The sequence below is a fragment of the Kribbella sp. CA-294648 genome, from assembly GCF_050943845.1.
Lineage (GTDB): Bacteria > Actinomycetota > Actinomycetes > Propionibacteriales > Kribbellaceae > Kribbella.
Genome location: NZ_CP191981.1, coordinates 1301263 through 1317461, shown reverse-complemented (window position 1 = coordinate 1317461; position 16199 = coordinate 1301263). Strand labels below are relative to the sequence as shown.

At 68.8% G+C, this 16199-nt stretch carries 18 protein-coding genes; 10 read left to right on the top strand and 8 right to left on the bottom strand.

The genetic code is table 11. The features are described from left to right. The first annotated feature begins 178 nt into the window (after positions 1-178). Both panD and ACQPYM_RS06465 read left to right on the top strand, forming a co-directional pair. Positions 179-601, top strand: a complete 423-nt coding sequence (gene panD, locus ACQPYM_RS06470; RefSeq protein WP_433023197.1) for an aspartate 1-decarboxylase — start codon at positions 179-181, stop codon at positions 599-601. Between the two features lie 18 nt (positions 602-619). Further along, entirely contained in the window at positions 620-2053 is a 1434-nt protein-coding gene (locus ACQPYM_RS06465; protein WP_433016319.1) for an aminopeptidase P family protein, read from the top strand. Positions 2054-2084: 31 nt separating this feature from the next. Here ACQPYM_RS06465 and ACQPYM_RS06460 read toward each other — a convergent pair whose 3' ends face one another. The 4 genes from ACQPYM_RS06460 to ACQPYM_RS06445 form a co-directional block, all read right to left on the bottom strand. Further along, positions 2085-2675, bottom strand: coding sequence for a TetR/AcrR family transcriptional regulator (locus tag ACQPYM_RS06460; RefSeq protein ID WP_433016316.1), 591 nt, complete (start codon positions 2673-2675; stop codon positions 2085-2087). An 84-nt stretch (positions 2676-2759) separates the two neighbouring features. Beyond that, entirely contained in the window at positions 2760-3734 is a 975-nt protein-coding gene (locus ACQPYM_RS06455; RefSeq protein WP_433016313.1) for an alpha/beta hydrolase, read from the bottom strand. A 5-nt stretch (positions 3735-3739) separates the two neighbouring features. After that, the gene (locus ACQPYM_RS06450; protein ID WP_433016310.1) at positions 3740-4555 is read right to left on the bottom strand and encodes an oxidoreductase; all 816 of its coding nucleotides are present in this window, start codon (positions 4553-4555) and stop codon (positions 3740-3742) included. 118 nt (positions 4556-4673) lie between these two features. Further along, positions 4674-5618 carry a GlxA family transcriptional regulator gene (locus ACQPYM_RS06445; RefSeq protein WP_433016307.1) on the bottom strand — a complete coding sequence of 315 codons (945 nt, stop codon included), beginning with the start codon at positions 5616-5618 and terminating at the stop codon, positions 4674-4676. A gap of 69 nt (positions 5619-5687) precedes the next feature. On the opposite strand from ACQPYM_RS06445, the gene ACQPYM_RS06440 reads away from it, so the two are divergent. Next, the gene (locus ACQPYM_RS06440) at positions 5688-6668 is read left to right on the top strand and encodes an NADP-dependent oxidoreductase (protein WP_433016304.1); all 981 of its coding nucleotides are present in this window, start codon (positions 5688-5690) and stop codon (positions 6666-6668) included. A gap of 67 nt (positions 6669-6735) precedes the next feature. Here ACQPYM_RS06440 and ACQPYM_RS06435 read toward each other — a convergent pair whose 3' ends face one another. After that, on the bottom strand, positions 6736-7713 hold the full coding sequence (locus ACQPYM_RS06435) for a GlxA family transcriptional regulator (RefSeq protein ID WP_433016301.1): 978 nt from the start codon (positions 7711-7713) through the stop codon (positions 6736-6738). Between the two features lie 62 nt (positions 7714-7775). Here ACQPYM_RS06435 and ACQPYM_RS06430 point away from each other — a divergent pair, with 62 nt between their 5' ends. Next, positions 7776-7937: a hypothetical protein gene (locus ACQPYM_RS06430; protein WP_433016298.1), complete on the top strand. Its 162-nt coding sequence runs from the start codon at positions 7776-7778 to the stop codon at positions 7935-7937. A 34-nt stretch (positions 7938-7971) separates the two neighbouring features. Here ACQPYM_RS06430 and ACQPYM_RS06425 read toward each other — a convergent pair whose 3' ends face one another. Further along, entirely contained in the window at positions 7972-9927 is a 1956-nt protein-coding gene (locus tag ACQPYM_RS06425) for a M13 family metallopeptidase (protein WP_433016295.1), read from the bottom strand. A 163-nt stretch (positions 9928-10090) separates the two neighbouring features. Between ACQPYM_RS06425 and ACQPYM_RS06420 the strand changes: the two genes are divergently transcribed. Beyond that, positions 10091-11071: a superoxide dismutase gene (locus tag ACQPYM_RS06420; RefSeq protein ID WP_433016292.1), complete on the top strand. Its 981-nt coding sequence runs from the start codon at positions 10091-10093 to the stop codon at positions 11069-11071. Between the two features lie 3 nt (positions 11072-11074). Here the strand turns inward: ACQPYM_RS06420 and ACQPYM_RS06415 are convergent, their stop codons facing one another. Further along, the gene (locus ACQPYM_RS06415) at positions 11075-11368 is read right to left on the bottom strand and encodes an HU family DNA-binding protein (RefSeq protein WP_360284276.1); all 294 of its coding nucleotides are present in this window, start codon (positions 11366-11368) and stop codon (positions 11075-11077) included. A gap of 123 nt (positions 11369-11491) precedes the next feature. Further along, complete coding sequence (locus tag ACQPYM_RS06410) at positions 11492-12145, bottom strand: phytanoyl-CoA dioxygenase family protein (RefSeq protein ID WP_433016288.1); 654 nt, start codon at positions 12143-12145, stop codon at positions 11492-11494. A gap of 229 nt (positions 12146-12374) precedes the next feature. On the opposite strand from ACQPYM_RS06410, the gene ACQPYM_RS06405 reads away from it, so the two are divergent. The 5 genes from ACQPYM_RS06405 to ACQPYM_RS06385 all read left to right on the top strand — a co-directional run bounded on the left by ACQPYM_RS06405 (position 12375) and on the right by ACQPYM_RS06385 (position 16173). Further along, a complete protein-coding gene (locus tag ACQPYM_RS06405; protein WP_433016285.1) occupies positions 12375-13172 on the top strand; it encodes an AraC family transcriptional regulator in 798 nt (265 codons plus the stop codon). A 106-nt stretch (positions 13173-13278) separates the two neighbouring features. Further along, on the top strand, positions 13279-14292 hold the full coding sequence (locus ACQPYM_RS06400) for an LCP family protein (RefSeq protein ID WP_433016282.1): 1014 nt from the start codon (positions 13279-13281) through the stop codon (positions 14290-14292). Continuing rightward, entirely contained in the window at positions 14292-15110 is an 819-nt protein-coding gene (locus tag ACQPYM_RS06395) for a YndJ family protein (RefSeq protein WP_433016279.1), read from the top strand. Before ACQPYM_RS06400 ends, ACQPYM_RS06395 begins: the two co-directional genes overlap by 1 nt. Then, the gene (locus tag ACQPYM_RS06390; protein ID WP_433016276.1) at positions 15097-15621 is read left to right on the top strand and encodes a DUF1990 family protein; all 525 of its coding nucleotides are present in this window, start codon (positions 15097-15099) and stop codon (positions 15619-15621) included. Before ACQPYM_RS06395 ends, ACQPYM_RS06390 begins: the two co-directional genes overlap by 14 nt. 102 nt (positions 15622-15723) lie before the next feature. Continuing rightward, complete coding sequence (locus tag ACQPYM_RS06385) at positions 15724-16173, top strand: N-acetyltransferase family protein (RefSeq protein ID WP_433016273.1); 450 nt, start codon at positions 15724-15726, stop codon at positions 16171-16173. Positions 16174-16199: the final 26 nt, after the last annotated feature.

Below are 16199 nucleotides of genomic sequence, written 5' to 3'. Positions count from 1 at the left end.
GGTGGCTCGGCCGGCTCGGTGGCTCGGCCGGCTCGGTGGCTCGGCCGGCTCGGTGGCTCGGCCGGCTCGGTGGCTCGGCCGGCTCGGTGGCTCGGCCGGCTCGGTGGCTCGGCTGGAACAGGCTGGAGGGTGACGGTGGCCACTGACAGTGATGGAGGTGACCTGGATGATGAGCGCCATGCTGCGCTCGATGATGAAGTCCAAGGTCCACCGGGCCACCGTCACCCAGGCCGACCTCGACTACGTCGGGTCCTGCACGCTGGACGCGACCTTGATGGAAGCGGCGGACCTGCTGCCCGGTGAGCAGGTCGACATCGTCGACATCACCAACGGCAACCGGCTGACCACGTATCTGATCGAAGGGCCGCGCGACACCGGCATCGTCGGCATCAACGGTGCCGCGGCCCACCTGATCCATCCCGGCGACCTCGTCATCCTGATCGCCTATGGGCTGTTCGACACCGCGGAGGCCAAGATCTTCGCGCCGAGCGTAGTCTTCGTGGACGGGCACAATGCGATCACCCGCATCGGCTCCGACCCCGCCGAGGTGCTGCCGGACAGCGGCACGCTCCGCGGCGACCAACTGCACACCGCGCGCTGAGATGAGGATGGCTCGACGATGAGCGACAGCACGGACAAGGCTCCCAAGACCGCGACCCACGACAGCCCCACGAACGAGAAGCTGCGCGAGTTCATGAACTCGGGCTGGGGCTCGACCGAGCGTGAGGACGTCACTCTCAGCGACGTCGGCACCTGGGCGGCGAAGCGGCGCGACGCCCTGTCGCAGGCGTTCCCGGGTGAGCGGCTGGTGATCCCGGCCGGCACCTACAAGGTCCGCTCGAACGACACCGACTACGCGTTCCGCCCGCACACCGACTACGTCTGGCTGGTCGGCGACCAGACCTCCGACGCCGTCCTGGTACTGGAGCCGAACGGGACCAGCGGCCACGACTCGGTGCTCTACTTCCGGCCCCGCGCGGACCGCAGCGAGGGCGAGGAGTTCTGGCGCGACCGGATGTACGGCGAACTGTGGGCCGGCCGCCGCCCGTCGCTGACCGAGACCGCCAAGGAGTTCGGACTCGAAACCCGGCACGTCGACGCGCTCGCCGACGTACTGAAGAGCGACGTCCCGACCCGGGTCCGGCGCGGCGAGGACAGCTCGATCGCGTCCCTGCTGAGTGGCACCAAGACCGACGAGGACCGCGACGGCGAGCTCGCCTTCACCCTGTCGGAGCTCCGGCTGGTCAAGGACGCCTTCGAGATCGAGCAACTGCGGGAGGCGTGCGCGATCACCCACCGCGGCTTCTCCGACGTACTGGCCGACATGGACAAGGTCCGCCAGTACGGCGAACGCTGGATCGAGGGCACCTTCTGGCGCCGGGCCCGCGCGGAGGGCAACGACGTCGGCTACACGTCGATCGCCGCCGCCGGACCGCACGCGACCACACTGCACTGGATCGAGAACGACGGCCCGGTGAACGACGGCACGCTGATGCTGCTCGACATGGGCGTCGAGAACCGCAACCTGTACACCGCGGACGTCACCCGCACGCTCCCGGTGAACGGCGAGTTCACCCCGCGCCAGCGCGAGCTCTACCAACTGGTGCTGGACGCCCAGAACGCGGGCATCGCCGCACTCAAGCCCGGCGTCGCCTTCCGGGCCGGCCACGAAGCCTCCATCGAGGTACTGGTCCGCGGCTTGGAGGCGATGGAGCTCCTCCCGGTCACCGCCGACGAGGCCCTCGACCCGAGCAGCGGCATCTACCAGCGCTACACGCTGCACGGCGTCAGCCACATGCTCGGCCTCGACGTGCACGACTGCGCGGCCGCCCGCAACGAGAAGTACAACAAGGGCAACCTCGAGGCCGGCTACGTCCTCACCGTCGAGCCCGGCTTGTACTTCCAGGCCGAAGACCTGACCGTCCCCGAAGACCTCCGCGGCATCGGCATCCGCATCGAAGACGACATCCTCATCACCGCGGACGGCACCGAAAACCTCTCCGGCGCCATGCCCCGCGAGATCGAAGAAGTCCAGAACTGGGTGGCGGGCTAACCCCAACCGGCCGACACCTGGCCCGGGGCTGCTATTCGGCCAGGAACGTCAGGGCGTTTTGGATGCCTTGGGCGAGTAGGGCGTCGGCTAGGTGGGGGTCGGTCAGGGCTCGGGAGAGTTGGAGGGTGCCGGCGAGCATGCCTAGCAGGCTGAGGGCTTTGACTCGGGCTGACAGTGGGTCGTGGGGTGCCATGCGGGCGGCGAGGCCGTCGATGACGAGTAGTACGCCGTCGGTGTAGGCCTGCTTGGTTTCGTCTGCACAGCGTCCGATCTCGTCGAGCAGGGCCGCGTTGGGGCAGCCGTCACTGCGGTCGTCGCGGTGCTCGACTGACAGGTACCAGCGGACTATCTGCTCGAGGCCCGGCCGGCCGGGGTCCGCCTGCGCGACGATGTTGTCGTGCAGCGTGCGCAGCTGGTCGGCGATCGCGGTCGCGACCAGCTCGTCCTTGGAAGCGAAGTGGCTGTAGAAGGCGCCGTTGGTCAGGCCCGCGTCCTCCATCAGCGTCGCGACCCCGGAGCCGTCGATGCCGTTCCGCTTGAACCGGCGACCGGCCGTCGCAATGATCCGCTGCCGCGTCTCCTGCTTGTGTTCCTTCGTGTACCGCACCATGCGTTCCTCCATCTCAGCCAGGGTGCTCCGGACACCGCCCCGGCCACCTCAGTGTCCCGCGTCGACCAGACGAGCAGTGAACCCGACCTCGTTTCGTCAACTGCCGTTGAGTGCTTCATCCAGCGCTGTGGTTTGGGCGTGGAAGAATGTCTGGGCGACGGCTGTCTTCGCTTCGACTGAGTCGAAGGCGTGGTAGGCGCCGGGTACTACGTGCAAAGCGCAGGCGACGCCGGCCTCCTGCAGTCGTCGGGCATAGGCGATGTCCTCGTCGTGGAACAGGTCGTTGGTGCCGACACCGATCCACGCGGGCGGCAGGCCGGACAAGTCGTCGTACCGGGCCGGTGCGGCCAGCGGGGACACGCTGCCGTTGGGGACGGAGCCGAGGTACGCACGCCAGCCGAAGCGGTTGCTGTGCTGGCTCCAGAGGCGCTGCCGCCGCCCGTCGATGTCGGACCGGGTGGTGGTCCGGTCGTCCAGCATCGGGTAGGACAGCAGTTGCAGGACCGGCTGGATCTCACCGCGTTCCTTCGCCAGCAGGGCTAACGCGGCGGCCAGACCGGCGCCGGCGCTGGCACCGCCGATGGCGATCAGTGCGGGGTCGATGCCGGGCTGCTTGGCCAGCCAGCGCAGCGCGGTGTAACAGTCTTCCAGTGGTGTCGGGAACGGGTGCTCGGGCGCCAGCCGGTACTCCACCGAGACGACGACGATGTCGAGCTGCTCGGCGATCCGGCGGCAGAAGCGACTGTCCTGCGCGGCGGCGCCGAGCACCATCCCGCCACCGTGGATCCACAGCAACGCCGGCCTCGCCGCTGCCGGCGCCACCTTCGGCCGGCCGCCTTCCAGGAGCTGCCGATGCCCGGCCGACGCCGGCCTCGGACGCTGGGCCGACGCTGGCCGGAAGACGCGCACCGACACGTCGGCGTCCACGGCGACGACCTCGCCGCCCGGCCGTTGAGCCATCCCGGCGACCTTGGTGAGTAGCCGGAGCGTGGGCAGTGTTCGGGAGGTGATCACGGTGCGGGGCAGGAAGCGCGCGGCCCGCAGGTGCGGGTTGAAGAGTTGCTCGGTCATCGTGCTCACCGCGGCATCCGGTTGAACCTGCGGATGATGCGGTCGAAGACCCGCGCGGGGACCAGGCGATGGATCGCACTGATGCTGGTGGCTGTCGAGCCGGCCGGGCGCCGCAGTTTCGGGTTCCGGTCGGTGGCCGCCGCGACGATCACCTTGGCCACGACGGCGGGATCGTCGCCGCTGCTGAGGTTCTTCTCCAGCACCTCGTCGTAGTTGCGCCGCCCTGCCGCGTAGACCGGCAGGGGGAAGTCGCCCTCCACGCTGTGGGCCGCGAACGGGGTGTTGATCGGGCCGGGCTCGACCAGCAGAACCCGCACGCCGTACTCGCGGACCTCGTGGTCGACCGACCCGGAGTAGCCCTCGACCGCGTACTTGGTCGCGACGTACAGGGTCATGAACGGGCTGGGGACGAACCCGCTGAGCGAGGAGACGTTGACGATGCGGCCACTCCGTTGCTCGCGCATCTGCGGCAGGACCGCCCGGGTCATCCGCATCACGCCGTACACGTTGATGTCGAAGATCTCCTGCGTCCGGGCGATCGAGAACTCCTCGGCGGCCCCGGTCGAGCCGACGCCGGCGTTGTTGACCAGGACGTCGATGCGCCCGTACCGCTCGGTCACCTGCTTGACCAGGGAGGCGACCGATTCGTCGCTGGTCACGTCGAGGTCGAGGTAGGTCACTCCGGCCGGTCCGCTGACCCGCGCGGTGTTGCGACCGGTGCCGATCACCTCGAAACCCTCGGCAGCGAACGCGATCGCTGCCGCCTTGCCGATTCCTGAGGTAGCGCCCGTTACGAGCGCCACCTGCCTGGTTGCCGTCATCACGGGACTCCCTCATCGTTGGCTGGTCTTTGAATTATGATCGTATGGCTTACGTTCGTAAGACAATACGGCCAGGACCGATCGATGGCAAGCGATCAAGGAGAAGCAGGTGTCAGCGCTAGGCCGGGACGCCGCGGAAAGTACGCCGGTAAGCGCTTGGCGAGACGCCGAGCGCTGCGTGCAGGTGCTCCCGCAGCGAGGTGCCGCCGGCGAAACCGACCTGGGCGGCGATGTCGTCCACGGCCAGGTCGGTGGACTCCAGGAGATGCCTGGCTCGCTCGACGCGTTGCTGGATGAGCCATCGGCCGGGACTCATGCCGACTTCCTCGTTGAAGCGACGGGCGAAGGTGCGCAGGCTCATGTGGGATCGCTCGGCGAGCTCATTCAACGCCAGCGGCAGGTGGAGGTGGTCCAGCGCCCATTGGCGAGCGGCGGAGGTGCCGTGCGCAGCGGGTCCGGGGACCGGGTACTCGATGTACTGCGCCTGGCCCCCGTCGCGCCATGGCGGGGCGACACACAGGCGTGCCACGTGGTTGGCGATCTCGCTGCCGTGGTCCTTGCGCAGCAGGTGCAGACACACATCGATACCCGAGGCGGCGCCGGCCGAGGTGAGTACGTCGCCGTCGTCGACGAACAGGACATCCGGGTCGAGCGTCACCTGCGGGTACCACTCGCGGAAGATGCTCCTCAGGGCCCAGTGCGTGGTGGCCCGCCGCCCGTCGAGGAGGCCAGCGGCGGCCAGTACGAAGGCACCGGTGCAGGTCGAAACGATCCGCGTGCCCGGAGACACCGACGCGAGAGCTTGTGCCACGGTCGCCGGACCTTCCCGATCCTCGATGTGGAAGGGCGGAACGATGACTGTGTCGGCGGTCCGCAAGATCTCCGCGTCGTGCTCGACCGCGATCGAGAAGTCGGCGTTGGTCCGGACCGGGCGGCCGTCGACGGTGCAGGTCAGCACCTCGTAGCGGCCGTCGGCGGCACCGAAGACGCGATTCGGGATGCCCAGATCGAACGGGTACACCCCGTCGGGCGCGAGGACGACGACACGGTGCGGCTTGGCCATGGCAGGATCCCGTCAATTGTTGGCGATCCTGCCATGGTAGCGGGCGCGGCGGACGACCAGGCTGGAGCCATGACAACCACCGCAACCATGCGAGCCATCAGCCAGGACACCCACGGAACCCCCGAGGTGCTCGAAGAAGTCGTCGTGGCCAAGCCCGCGCCGGGACTGGGTGAGGTCCTCGTCGCCGTCCACGCGGCCGGGATCAACCCGACCGACTGGAAGAACCGCGCCCAGCCCCTCACCGTCACCGGGCTGCCGCTCGTCCTCGGCTGGGACGTCTCGGGCGTCGTCGAGGCGGTCGGCCCGGGCGTCACGCTGTTCAAGGCCGGCGACGAGGTCTTCGGCATGCTGCCCTACCCGGACGGGGTGGGCTCGCACGCCGATTACGTGACCGGGCCCGCTCGCGCCTTCGCCAACAAGCCCGCCAATCTCGACCACGTCCAGGCCGGCGCACTGCCGCTGGCGGCGTTGACCGCTTACCAGGCGTTGGTCGACACGGCCGATGTCCGCCCGGGACAGCGGGTCCTGATCCACGCGGCGGCCGGCGGCGTGGGGCATCTCGCCGTACAGATCGCCAAGTCGCGCGGCGCGTACGTCATCGGCACAGCCAGCGCCGCCAAGCACGACTTCGTCCGATCCCTCGGTGCGGACGAGGTGATCGACTACCACTCGGTCGACTTCACCAAGGCTCTCAGCGACCTCGACGTGGTCCTCGACCCGATCTCGTTCGACTCCGAGGCGCGCGCCCGCTCCCTCGCGGTACTGCGCCCGGACGGCATCCTCGTTTCGATCCTGCTGGCACCGATCGACGCCGGCGAACTCGCGATGATCGCCGAACGAGGTATCCGCTACGAAGGACTGCTCGTCGAGGCCGACCGAGCCGGCATGCAGGCCATCGCCCACCTCGCCGAGACGGGCGCCCTGCGCGTCCACATCGAGGCCACTTTCCCGCTCGACCAGGCCGCCAAAGCCCACGCCCTCGGCGAGACCGGCCGCACCAGCGGCAAGATCGTCCTGACCGTGAAGGAGACCTCAGCCAAGTTGTCCTGACAGCCGCTCAGCCGACCGATGGCCTGCTACAGCAGGCCATCTGGTCATCGAGCCGGCCGGCCGACGGTCAGCGGAGTTGGAAGGCGCGGCGGTAGGCCTGCGGGGACAGGTGGATGCGGCGGGTGAAGTGCTGGCGCAGGTTGATGGCGGTGCCGAAACCGCAGTGGCCGGCGATCTCCTCGATCGACAGGGCCGTGGTCTCCAGCAACTCCTGGGCGTGCCGCACGCGCTGGGTGAGCAGCCACTGCAGTGGCGTCGTCCCCGTCTGTTCGTGGAAGCGCCGGTTGAGGCTCCGCGGACTGACGGCCGCCTGCCGGGCGATGTCGGCAAGCGTCAGCGGCTCGCCGAGGTGGTCGCGCATCCACCGCATCGTCGGCTCCAGCGAACCACTGTCATCCGTCGGCTCGTGGTGAACGATGAACTGCGCCTGGTCGCCGGCACGTTGCGGCGCGACCACGACCTGGCGGGCAACCTCGGCCGCGACCGCCGCTCCGAAATCGTTGCGCACCATGTGAACACACAGGTCGAGACCGGTTGCCGCTCCCGCTGACGTGAGCACGTCGCCCTCGTCGACGAACAGCACGTTGGCGTCGACCTCGACCTGAGGGAACTGCTGAGCCAGGTACTCGGCCGAGGTCCAGTGCGTTGTCGCCCGGCGCCCGTCCAGCAGCCCGGCCGCAGCCAGCATGAAGGCGCCGCTGCAGATCGAAGCGATCCGGGCGCCACGCTCGTGCGCCTGCCGCAGTACGTCGAGCACATCGGCGGGCGGGTCGGTGGTCAAGCGAGCGCCCGGCACGACCACCGTGTCGGCTGTCACCGCATCGGCCAGGTCATGCGGGGCGGTGAGGTGGAACAACTCCCTCCCGTCGCGGCCGGTGACCACGAGACCGGGTCGCTGCCCGCACACGATCACGTCGTACAGCGGATCTCCGTACGCCGCTCCCGGGGCGTCGCCGCGTGACCGCGCGGACCCGAACACCTCACCCGGGATGGCGAGATCGAGACTGTCCACCCGGTCGACAGCCAGTACTGCGACACGATGCATGGCAACAATCTATCGGAGATGGGCGTTCTTGCCACTGTTGACCGCGAGCCGGCCTGACGACGATGAGCAGGGTGATCCTCCTGCACCTCGTCATCCAGCTCACCGTCTACGCCGTCGCCCTTTCCCTGCTGGCCCTCCTGGGCCGCTTCGCCGACCGGCTGTCCCGCCGCCCCACCGTTCACCGCCGCTCCGGCAAGCCAGCTCAGCCATCACGACTGCCATGACAGCAATACCCGTCTAGCTGAAGGCTTCCCGTTGCTACCAGATGCGGACGCGGTCCTCGGGCGCCAGCCACATGCCGTCGTTCTCCGTGACACCGAAGGCTTCGTGGAAGGCGTCGATGTTGCGGGCGACCGCGTTGCAGCGGAACTCCGGCGGCGAGTGCGGGTCGATGGCCAGCCGGCGGATCGCCTCCGCCTCGCGGGCCTTGGTGGACCAGCCCATCGCCCAGGCCAGGAAGAACCGTTGCGCGCCGGTGAGGTTGCCGATCGTCGGCATCTCCGCGTCGCCGAGGGCGAGCTGGTACGCGACGTAGCTGATCGACAGGCCACCGAGGTCGCCGATGTTCTCGCCGAGGGTGAGCTCGCCGTTGACGTGATGACCCGGTGCGTCGGCCGGTTCCAGTACGTCGTACTGCGCGACCAGCTTGGCCGTCCGCTGCTCGAAGGCGGCCCGGTCGTCGTCGGTCCACCAGTCGTTGAGGTTGCCATCACCGTCGTACTTCGACCCCTGGTCGTCGAAGCCGTGCCCGATCTCGTGCCCGATCACCGCGCCGATCGCGCCGTAGTTCACCGCGTCGTCGGCGTCGAGGTCGAAGAACGGCGGACGCAGGATCGCGGCCGGGAAGACGATCTCGTTCATCCGCGGGTTGTAGTAGGCGTTGACCGTCTGTGGGGTCATGAACCACTCGGTCTTGTCGATCGGCTGGCCCAGCTTGGCGAGGTCGCGGGCGGTCTCCACCGCGACCGAGCGGCGGACGTTGCCGACCAGGTCGTCCGGGCGGATCTCGAGCGCGCTGTAGTCCTTCCACTTGTCCGGGTAGCCGATCTTCGGGGTGAACCGGCCGAGCTTCTCGAGGGCGCGCTGCCGCGTCTCCGGGCTCATCCAGTCGAGTGCCTCGATCCGCTGCCGGTAGGCCTCGACCAGGTTGGCGACCAGCTCGACCATCCGGGCCTTGGCGGCCGGCGGGAAGTGCTCGGCGACGTACAGCTGGCCGACCGCTTCACCGAGGGCGGACTCGACCACGCCGACACCACGCTTCCACCGCTCCCGCAGCTCGGGCGCGCCGGTCAGCGTCTTGCCGTAGAAGTCGAAGTTCTCGTCGACGAAGGCCTGACTCAGGAGCGGTGCCGCGGTGTGGACGACACGCCAGCTCAGCCACTCCTTCCAGTGCGCGAGCTCGATCTCCTGCAGCGCCACCGCGGCGGCCGTGAGGTAATCGGGCTGGCGGACCACCAGCTGGGAGAACGCGTCCTCGGGAACCCCTGCGTTGGACATCCACGCAGCCCAGTCGAAACCAGGCGTGAGCTCCTCGAGCCCTGCCCGGTCCAGCTTGTTGTACGTCGCGGTGACATCCCGGTTGCGCACCCGGTCCCAGTGGCCCTGCGCCAGCCGGGTCTCGAGCGCCATGATCCGCTCGGCGGCGGCACCGGAGTCCGGCAGGCCGGCCAGCTCCAGCATCTTGGCCACGTGGGCGACGAAGGCCGTCCGTACTTCGGCGAAGGAGTCCTCGCGGTAGTACGACTCGTCCGGCAGGCTGATGCCGCCCTGGCTCGCGTAGATGATGTATTGGTCGGACTGCCGCGCGTCGATGTCCGCGCCGTAGTAGAAGACGCCGTGCACGCCCTGCAGCTCGAGCTGTCCGAGCGCGCCGACGAGGCCGTCCACGTCCTCGACCGAGGCGACCAGTGCGAGCTGGTCCGCGATCGGGCCGGCGCCGAGCCGCTCGATCGTCGCGGTGTCCATGAAGCTGTTGAACAGGTCGGCGATCTTGCGCGCCTCACTGCCCTCGGGGTGCTCGGTCGCCGCGGTCTTCTCGACGATCGCGCGCACATCCTGCTCCGCGGCGTCCCAGAGCGCGTGGAAGGCGCCGTAGATCGCCTTGTCCGCGGGAATCTCGGTGCGGTCCAGCCATGGCCCGTTCGCGTAGCGGTACAGGTCGTCCTGCGGCCGGACCGTGGTGGACAGATCCGAGCTGTCGATCCCTGCTGTCATTCCTGTCCCGCTCCTTCGCCGCTGCGTCCTAGTGCCATTCACCGTGACATTACCCGTTCCGGACCAGCCGCCGGAGTGGATATCCACAGCTATTGTTGAAAACGCAACCGCCATCGTGCCGGTGCATCCAGGGCGCCGGCCAGACCCCGGAGGACACCCCGCCATGTCACGCCCACTACCCCTGCAGTTGGGCCGCGCACTAGCAGCGACTCTCGGCCTCTCCACCCTTCTTCTCGGCGGCATCACCGCACCAGCCTCCGCCGAAGCACCGGCCGCGCCAGCAGCCGGCCACAGCGCACAGTTCCCGGCCCACTTCGACCTCCCACCAGGCTTCCAGCCCGAAGGCATCGCGATCGACCACGGCGGTACTGCGTACTTCGGCTCCCGCGTCGACGGCGACATCTACGCCGCCAGCCTGCGCACCGGTCAGGGCAAGGTGATCACCCAAGGCCCCGGCACCGCGTCACTCGGCCTGAAGGTCGATCAGCGCGGCCGGCTGTTCGTGGCCGGGGCCGGCGGCGGCGACGGCCGGGTGATCGACACCCGCACCCGCAAGGTGCTCGCCAGCTACACGTTCACCACTGCGCCGTCGACGTTCGTCAACGATGTCATCCTCAGCAAGGACGCCGCCTGGTTCACCGACTCGCGCCAGCCGGTGCTCTACAAGGTTCCTCTCGGCCGCGACGGCTCACTGCCCGGCCAGGCAGCCGTCCGGACCATCCCGCTCAGCGGCGACTACGTGCACGACCCGGTGAACCTCAACGCCAACGGCATCGCCCTCACGCCGGACCGCCGCAACCTGATCATCGTGCAGTCGGCGACGGGCTTCCTGTTCCGCGTCGACCCGCGCACCGGGGTCACCCGGCGGATCGACCTCGGCTCCACCGTGCTGACCAACGGGGACGGCCTGCTCCGGTCCGGCCGCACCCTGTACGTCGTGCAGAACCGGCTGGACAAGATCGGGGTGCTGGAGCTCGACCGGTCGGCCACCAGCGGCCGGCTAGTCCGTGAGATCAGGAGCGCCGACTTCGACGTACCGACCACGGCGGCGTTCTTCGGGTCGCGGATCTACCTGCCGAACGCCCGGTTCCGCACGCCGCCGACCCTGACCACGCCGTACTGGGTGACGGCCGTCCGCCGCTGACGGTCAGGAGACGGTGCGGAGGCTGCCTCGGGCGGCGGCTTTGAGGCGGCTTCCGCACGACAGGCGGACGGAGTACCCGGCGGGGATCGACAGCGGCTCGCCGGTCTGCGGGTTGCGGCCGGTCCGCGGCGCGCGCAGTACCCGCTCGATGCTCAGCAGGCCGGTCAGCGAGACCTTGTCGCCCTTGTGCACGGCTTCGGTGACGACGTCACCCAGCGCGTCGAGCACCTTCTCGGCCTGGTTACGCGGGATGCCCGCCTTCGTCGCCACGCCGGCGACCAGCTCGTTGCGGTTCACGGTTCTCCTCCGAGTCGCGCCGCCGGTCGGCACTGCGGACGCCGCCCCGGTCGGACCTCCAAAACCTTAACCGAAATGATTGTCGTTAGCGAGAGCGATCCCGGATCGTGGGGAAAACCCGCGTCAGAGCCCGTCCTGATCGTGCCAGTGCGACTGCCAGCGCAGGTCGATGGAGGTGCCCGCCAACTGATAGCGGATGTCGGTCGACAGCCGCATCGACGACGACACGTTGTCCAGCGCGGCGTGCACCGTGTGGGCGGTGTGGATGACGACATCACCCGCTGCGTAGTCGGCGACCAGCCAGCGGGCGTCGTACTCCTCGGCCAGGCCAGGTAGGTCCGCAGTGATCGAGGCGGCCGGGCGCTTGAGCGTGCCGGCCGCCTCCTCCCGCAGTACTCGGTGGTGGCTGCCTTCCAGGTACGTGAGACCGCCCAGAGAGACAGGACAGTCGCCGAGCGGGATCCAGGCCGACAGCACCTGGTCAGAGCCTTCGCGGAGGTAGACGAGGTCGTAGTGCGCTTGCGTCGCCGTACCAATCCCTGCTTGACCCGGTGCGATGTGCCGGATGATCTTGCGCCGATGCAGGAACGTCTCACCGCCCAGGAACCACTCGTACCAAGACCGCAGGGCCGGCTGGGCACAGAAGACCTGGTACTGCGCCCCCGGCACCACCTCCCCGAACAGCACCCTCCGCAACGCGCCCGGCTCCACGACCTGCGGCACCCCGTGAGCGTCGGCGACACCAGTCCGCTCGAAGTAGTACCGGCGGAACGCCATCACCTCAGCAGGGATCGAGCAACCCCCGCAGAAACAGGTACCCATCCCGCTCCAGCCGGAGCCGCAGCGCCTCCCGATCCCCTCGCTCTGCCCGCGGGACCTCACTCAGCGTCCCGAGCCGTTCAGACGACAACACATACCCATTGGAAGTCAGCACGCCACCATTTCAACCGCCCACTCGGACCGCGGTGAATGGACTGACGCAGACACTTCTTGGACTCTTGTCATCATGGATGACTGGTCGATCTACCTGACCCCAGGTCCGATTGAGCGTGAACTTGGACTCTTCTGCCTCGGTGCCGGCGAGCAGCGTCACGGGCCCGGCACCGCTCCTGAACGCGCCCTCGGCTGCCACGCCGCCGTCTTCCTTCACCGGGGCAGGGGCCAGCTGCTGCACGGCCCTGATCGCACACTGCACGAGGTCGAGGCGCCAGCCCTGCTCTGGCTCTTCCCCGGCGTACTGCACGGCTACCGGCCGTCCACGCACTGGCAGCAGTCCTGGGTCCTCTTCGGCGGTACTGCGACCGACGCCCTGACCCGTCTCGGCTACCTGACCCCAGAGCAGCCCGTACGCCGGTACGCCGACCCCCGCTCGCCACAGCGCGCCTTCGCCAAGCTCCTCCGAGTCGTCAGGACCAGTGGTCGAGAAGTGCAAGTCGCGGCGGCTCTCTACGACCTCATCGCCGCCGCAGCGCAGGATGACCCAGGCCACGAGCTGATCGCCAGGTTGCGGGCCATCGCCTGTCGTCCACTGTCGATACCGCAGTACGCCGAAGCGCTCGGGGTCACCGTTGACGAGCTACGGACGGCGACTCGGCGGGCGGCCGCTTCCACGCCGCAGGAAGTGATCTTGACCACCCGGATGAACGAGGCGAAGGCCCTGCTGGCCGAGTCCGGACTGCCGGTCGCGGTGGTGGCCCGGCAGGTCGGCTACGACGACCCGGCGTACTTCAGCCGGTTGTTCAGCGCCCGCGTGGGCCAGGCGCCACGCACGTTCCGGCGGATTGGTTCGATCGGGGGGCGATGATCATCCTTTCGATCGAGGCGGCCGGGGTGCACGGTCTGAAAGTGTGGGGTGAAGACCCTTCGCCGGACTGACGCCCGAACAGCCCCGGTGCCGATACGGTCGTTCCATGAGCCAACCGCAGTCCATCGACCCGCGCTACGTCAGCCGGCCGCCCGCGCGACCCAAGAAGCGGCGCAACTGGATCGCCCGGATCATCGGACTGATCGTCCTGCTGTTCGTGCTGAGCCTGATCTGCATCCCGCTGTTCGCCTGGGGCAAGATCAACAAGGTCGACGCCTTCCCCTCCGGCGACCGCCCGGCCGAGACCCCCGGTACGACGTACCTGCTGGTCGGGTCCGACGGCCGCGAGGGGCTGTCCCGCGCCGAGCGGGCCCGGCTGCACACCGGCAAGGCGGCCGGTCACCGGACCGACTCGATCATGTTGCTGCACGTGCCGGAGTCCGGCCCGACCGCGCTGGTCAGCCTGCCGCGGGACAGCTACGTGCCGATCCCGGGCCACGGCCGGAACAAACTGAACGCGGCGTTCGCGTTCGGCGGCCCGCAGTTGCTGATCCAGACCGTGGAGAACGTCTCCGGCCTGCGCGTCGACCACTACGTCGAGATCGGCTTCGGCGGCTTCGCCTCGATCGTGGACGCGGTCGGCGGGGTCAACATGTGCTTGCCTAAGGCAATCAAAGACGAGAAGGCCCACATCAACCTGCCGAAGGGCTGTCAGGACCTCGACGGCGTGACCGCACTGGGCTATGTCCGGGCCCGCTACTTCGATCCGTCCGGCGACCTCGGCCGGGTCCAGCGGCAGCGCGAGATGATCGGTGCGATCGCCGACAAGGGCGTCTCACCGGCCACCTTCCTGAACCCGTTCCGCTTCTACAAGCTCAGCACCGCCGGCGCCGAAGCGCTCAGCGTCGACAAGGACATGGGCCCGTTCACCCTGCTCAAGTTCGCCCGCGGCATGAAGGCGGTGTCCGCCGGCAGCAGTGGGGTCACGCTGACCGTGCCGATCTCCGACAGCAACCTCAGCACCTCGAACGGTTCAGCCGTGAAGTGGGACAGCAAGAAGGCCACCGCCCTCTTCAAGGCCCTGAAGGAAGACAACACGAGCGGCCTGAAAGCCAGCTAGTGATCACGCTGGTTCACCTGGTGGTGAGTCTCGGCATGCTCGTGATCGTGCCGCTGGGGCTCAGCCTGATGACGGTGGACGGCGGTAGGACGGTCCGCCGCTGGTGGCCGGCCGCGGCCGTGCCGGGGGTGATCTCCCTCTGGCTCGTCCGCGGCGACTTGTCGATCGCACTGGCCAGCATCTACGCGGCAGGCACCATCGCCCTCGCAGTACTGGCTGCAGTGGATCTCGTACGCCGGAGACGCTTGCGGGCCAGGGAGATCGCGCTCTACACCGCACTGGTGACGCCAGCGATTGCCGCGCTGGCACTGGTCGCGGAGCGCTCGTCACACGAGCTGTTCGGCTTCAAGCTCACAGTGCTCTCGCTGACGGTCGCCCACTTCCACTTCGCCGGCTTCGCCGCGGCACTGGTCGCCTGCCTGGTGGTGGAGTCGACCAGCGGCCGGGTAGCGACCGCTGCGGCGATCAGCGTGCCACTGGGGACAGGCATCGTGCTGCTCGGCTTCTTCCTCGGCGACGCGGTAGAACTGCTCGGCGCCGCAGTACTGACAGCGGGGATGTGGATGGTCGGCTGGGCGATGTGGCGGCGGTCCCGGACCGCTGACAGAGCCACCAAGGTGCTGTTGAGCGTTTCGGCCGCAGTACTGGTGGTGACGATGCTGCTGGCGCTCAGCTGGGCACTGGGGCATGTAGTGGCGACGCCCTACCTGCCGTTGCGGTGGATGGTTGCTACACATGGAGTGGCGAACGCACTCGGCTTCGCTCTCTGCGGACTGCTGGCGTGGCGCCGGCTGGAGGAGTGGGATGAAGCTCGATGACCTGATCGGCCTGCGCTTCAGCTACGACGCGGTCGGCTCGACCCGGTACGTCGAGACGCCGCCGGGCTACCACCGGCTCGACCATCGGGCCCGGATCGGTGGTGGCGACGAGGTGTTCCGGCGCGCCACCGAGGCGTTGATGAACTGGAAGATGCACCGCAAAGCCGGAGTACGGGTCACGGCGACGGACAGCCCGGCCGTGATCGGCACCAACGCGCTGGGCCGAGCGGGCGTCGGCCCACTCGGCCTGCCGGTGCCGTGCCGCGTGGTCTGGGTCGCGGACGAGCCGGACCGGGTGGGGTTCGCGTACGGAACGCTGGAAGGCCATCCCGCGTCCGGCGAGGAGTCCTTCGTCGTCACTCGCGAGCCGGACGGTGTCTACTTCACGCTCCGCGCCTACAGCCGGGCCGGCACCTGGTACGCGCGTCTGGGCGGCCCTGCCACCCGCGCCACCCAGAAGCTGGTCGCCCAACGCTACGGCCAGGCACTGGAGCGGTTGGCCAACCCCTGAGGCTGGCCGACCCCTCAGGCTGGCCGACCGCTGAGTGGACTGGCGAAGGCAGCGCCCATTGGCCCTGTCCCGACCAGCAGCACCGCTCCTAGCCTCACCAGCATGAGCAACGTCCGCGCCGCTACCCCTGCCGACATCCCCCAACTCGTCGACGCCTACAGCTGGCTGTTCGAGCCGCCGGGCGCGAAGCCTGCCGACTGGGACCCCGCCGTCGCCGCCGACCGGCTGGAGCGCACGATCACCGGCCCACGCAGCGGAGTACTGGTTGCTGCTGACGGGGACGAGCTGCACGGCTTCTGTACGACGTACCTGGATCTCGAGTCGGTCCGGTTCGGTCAGCGTTGCTGGGTGGAGGACCTGGCCGTGGACCCCTCGCAGCGTTCGAGTGGAATCGGCGCGGCCCTCCTGACGGCCGCCCGTGAATGGGCCGCGGCGCAAGGGGCAACCCACCTGGAGCTCGACTCGTCCACGGTCCGCACCGACGCGCACCGCTTCTACAACCGGCACAACCCGGACAGCCACTCGCTCAACTTCGGCTGGCAAACGGCCTGAGCAACAGCGACGCAACCAGCAGCACA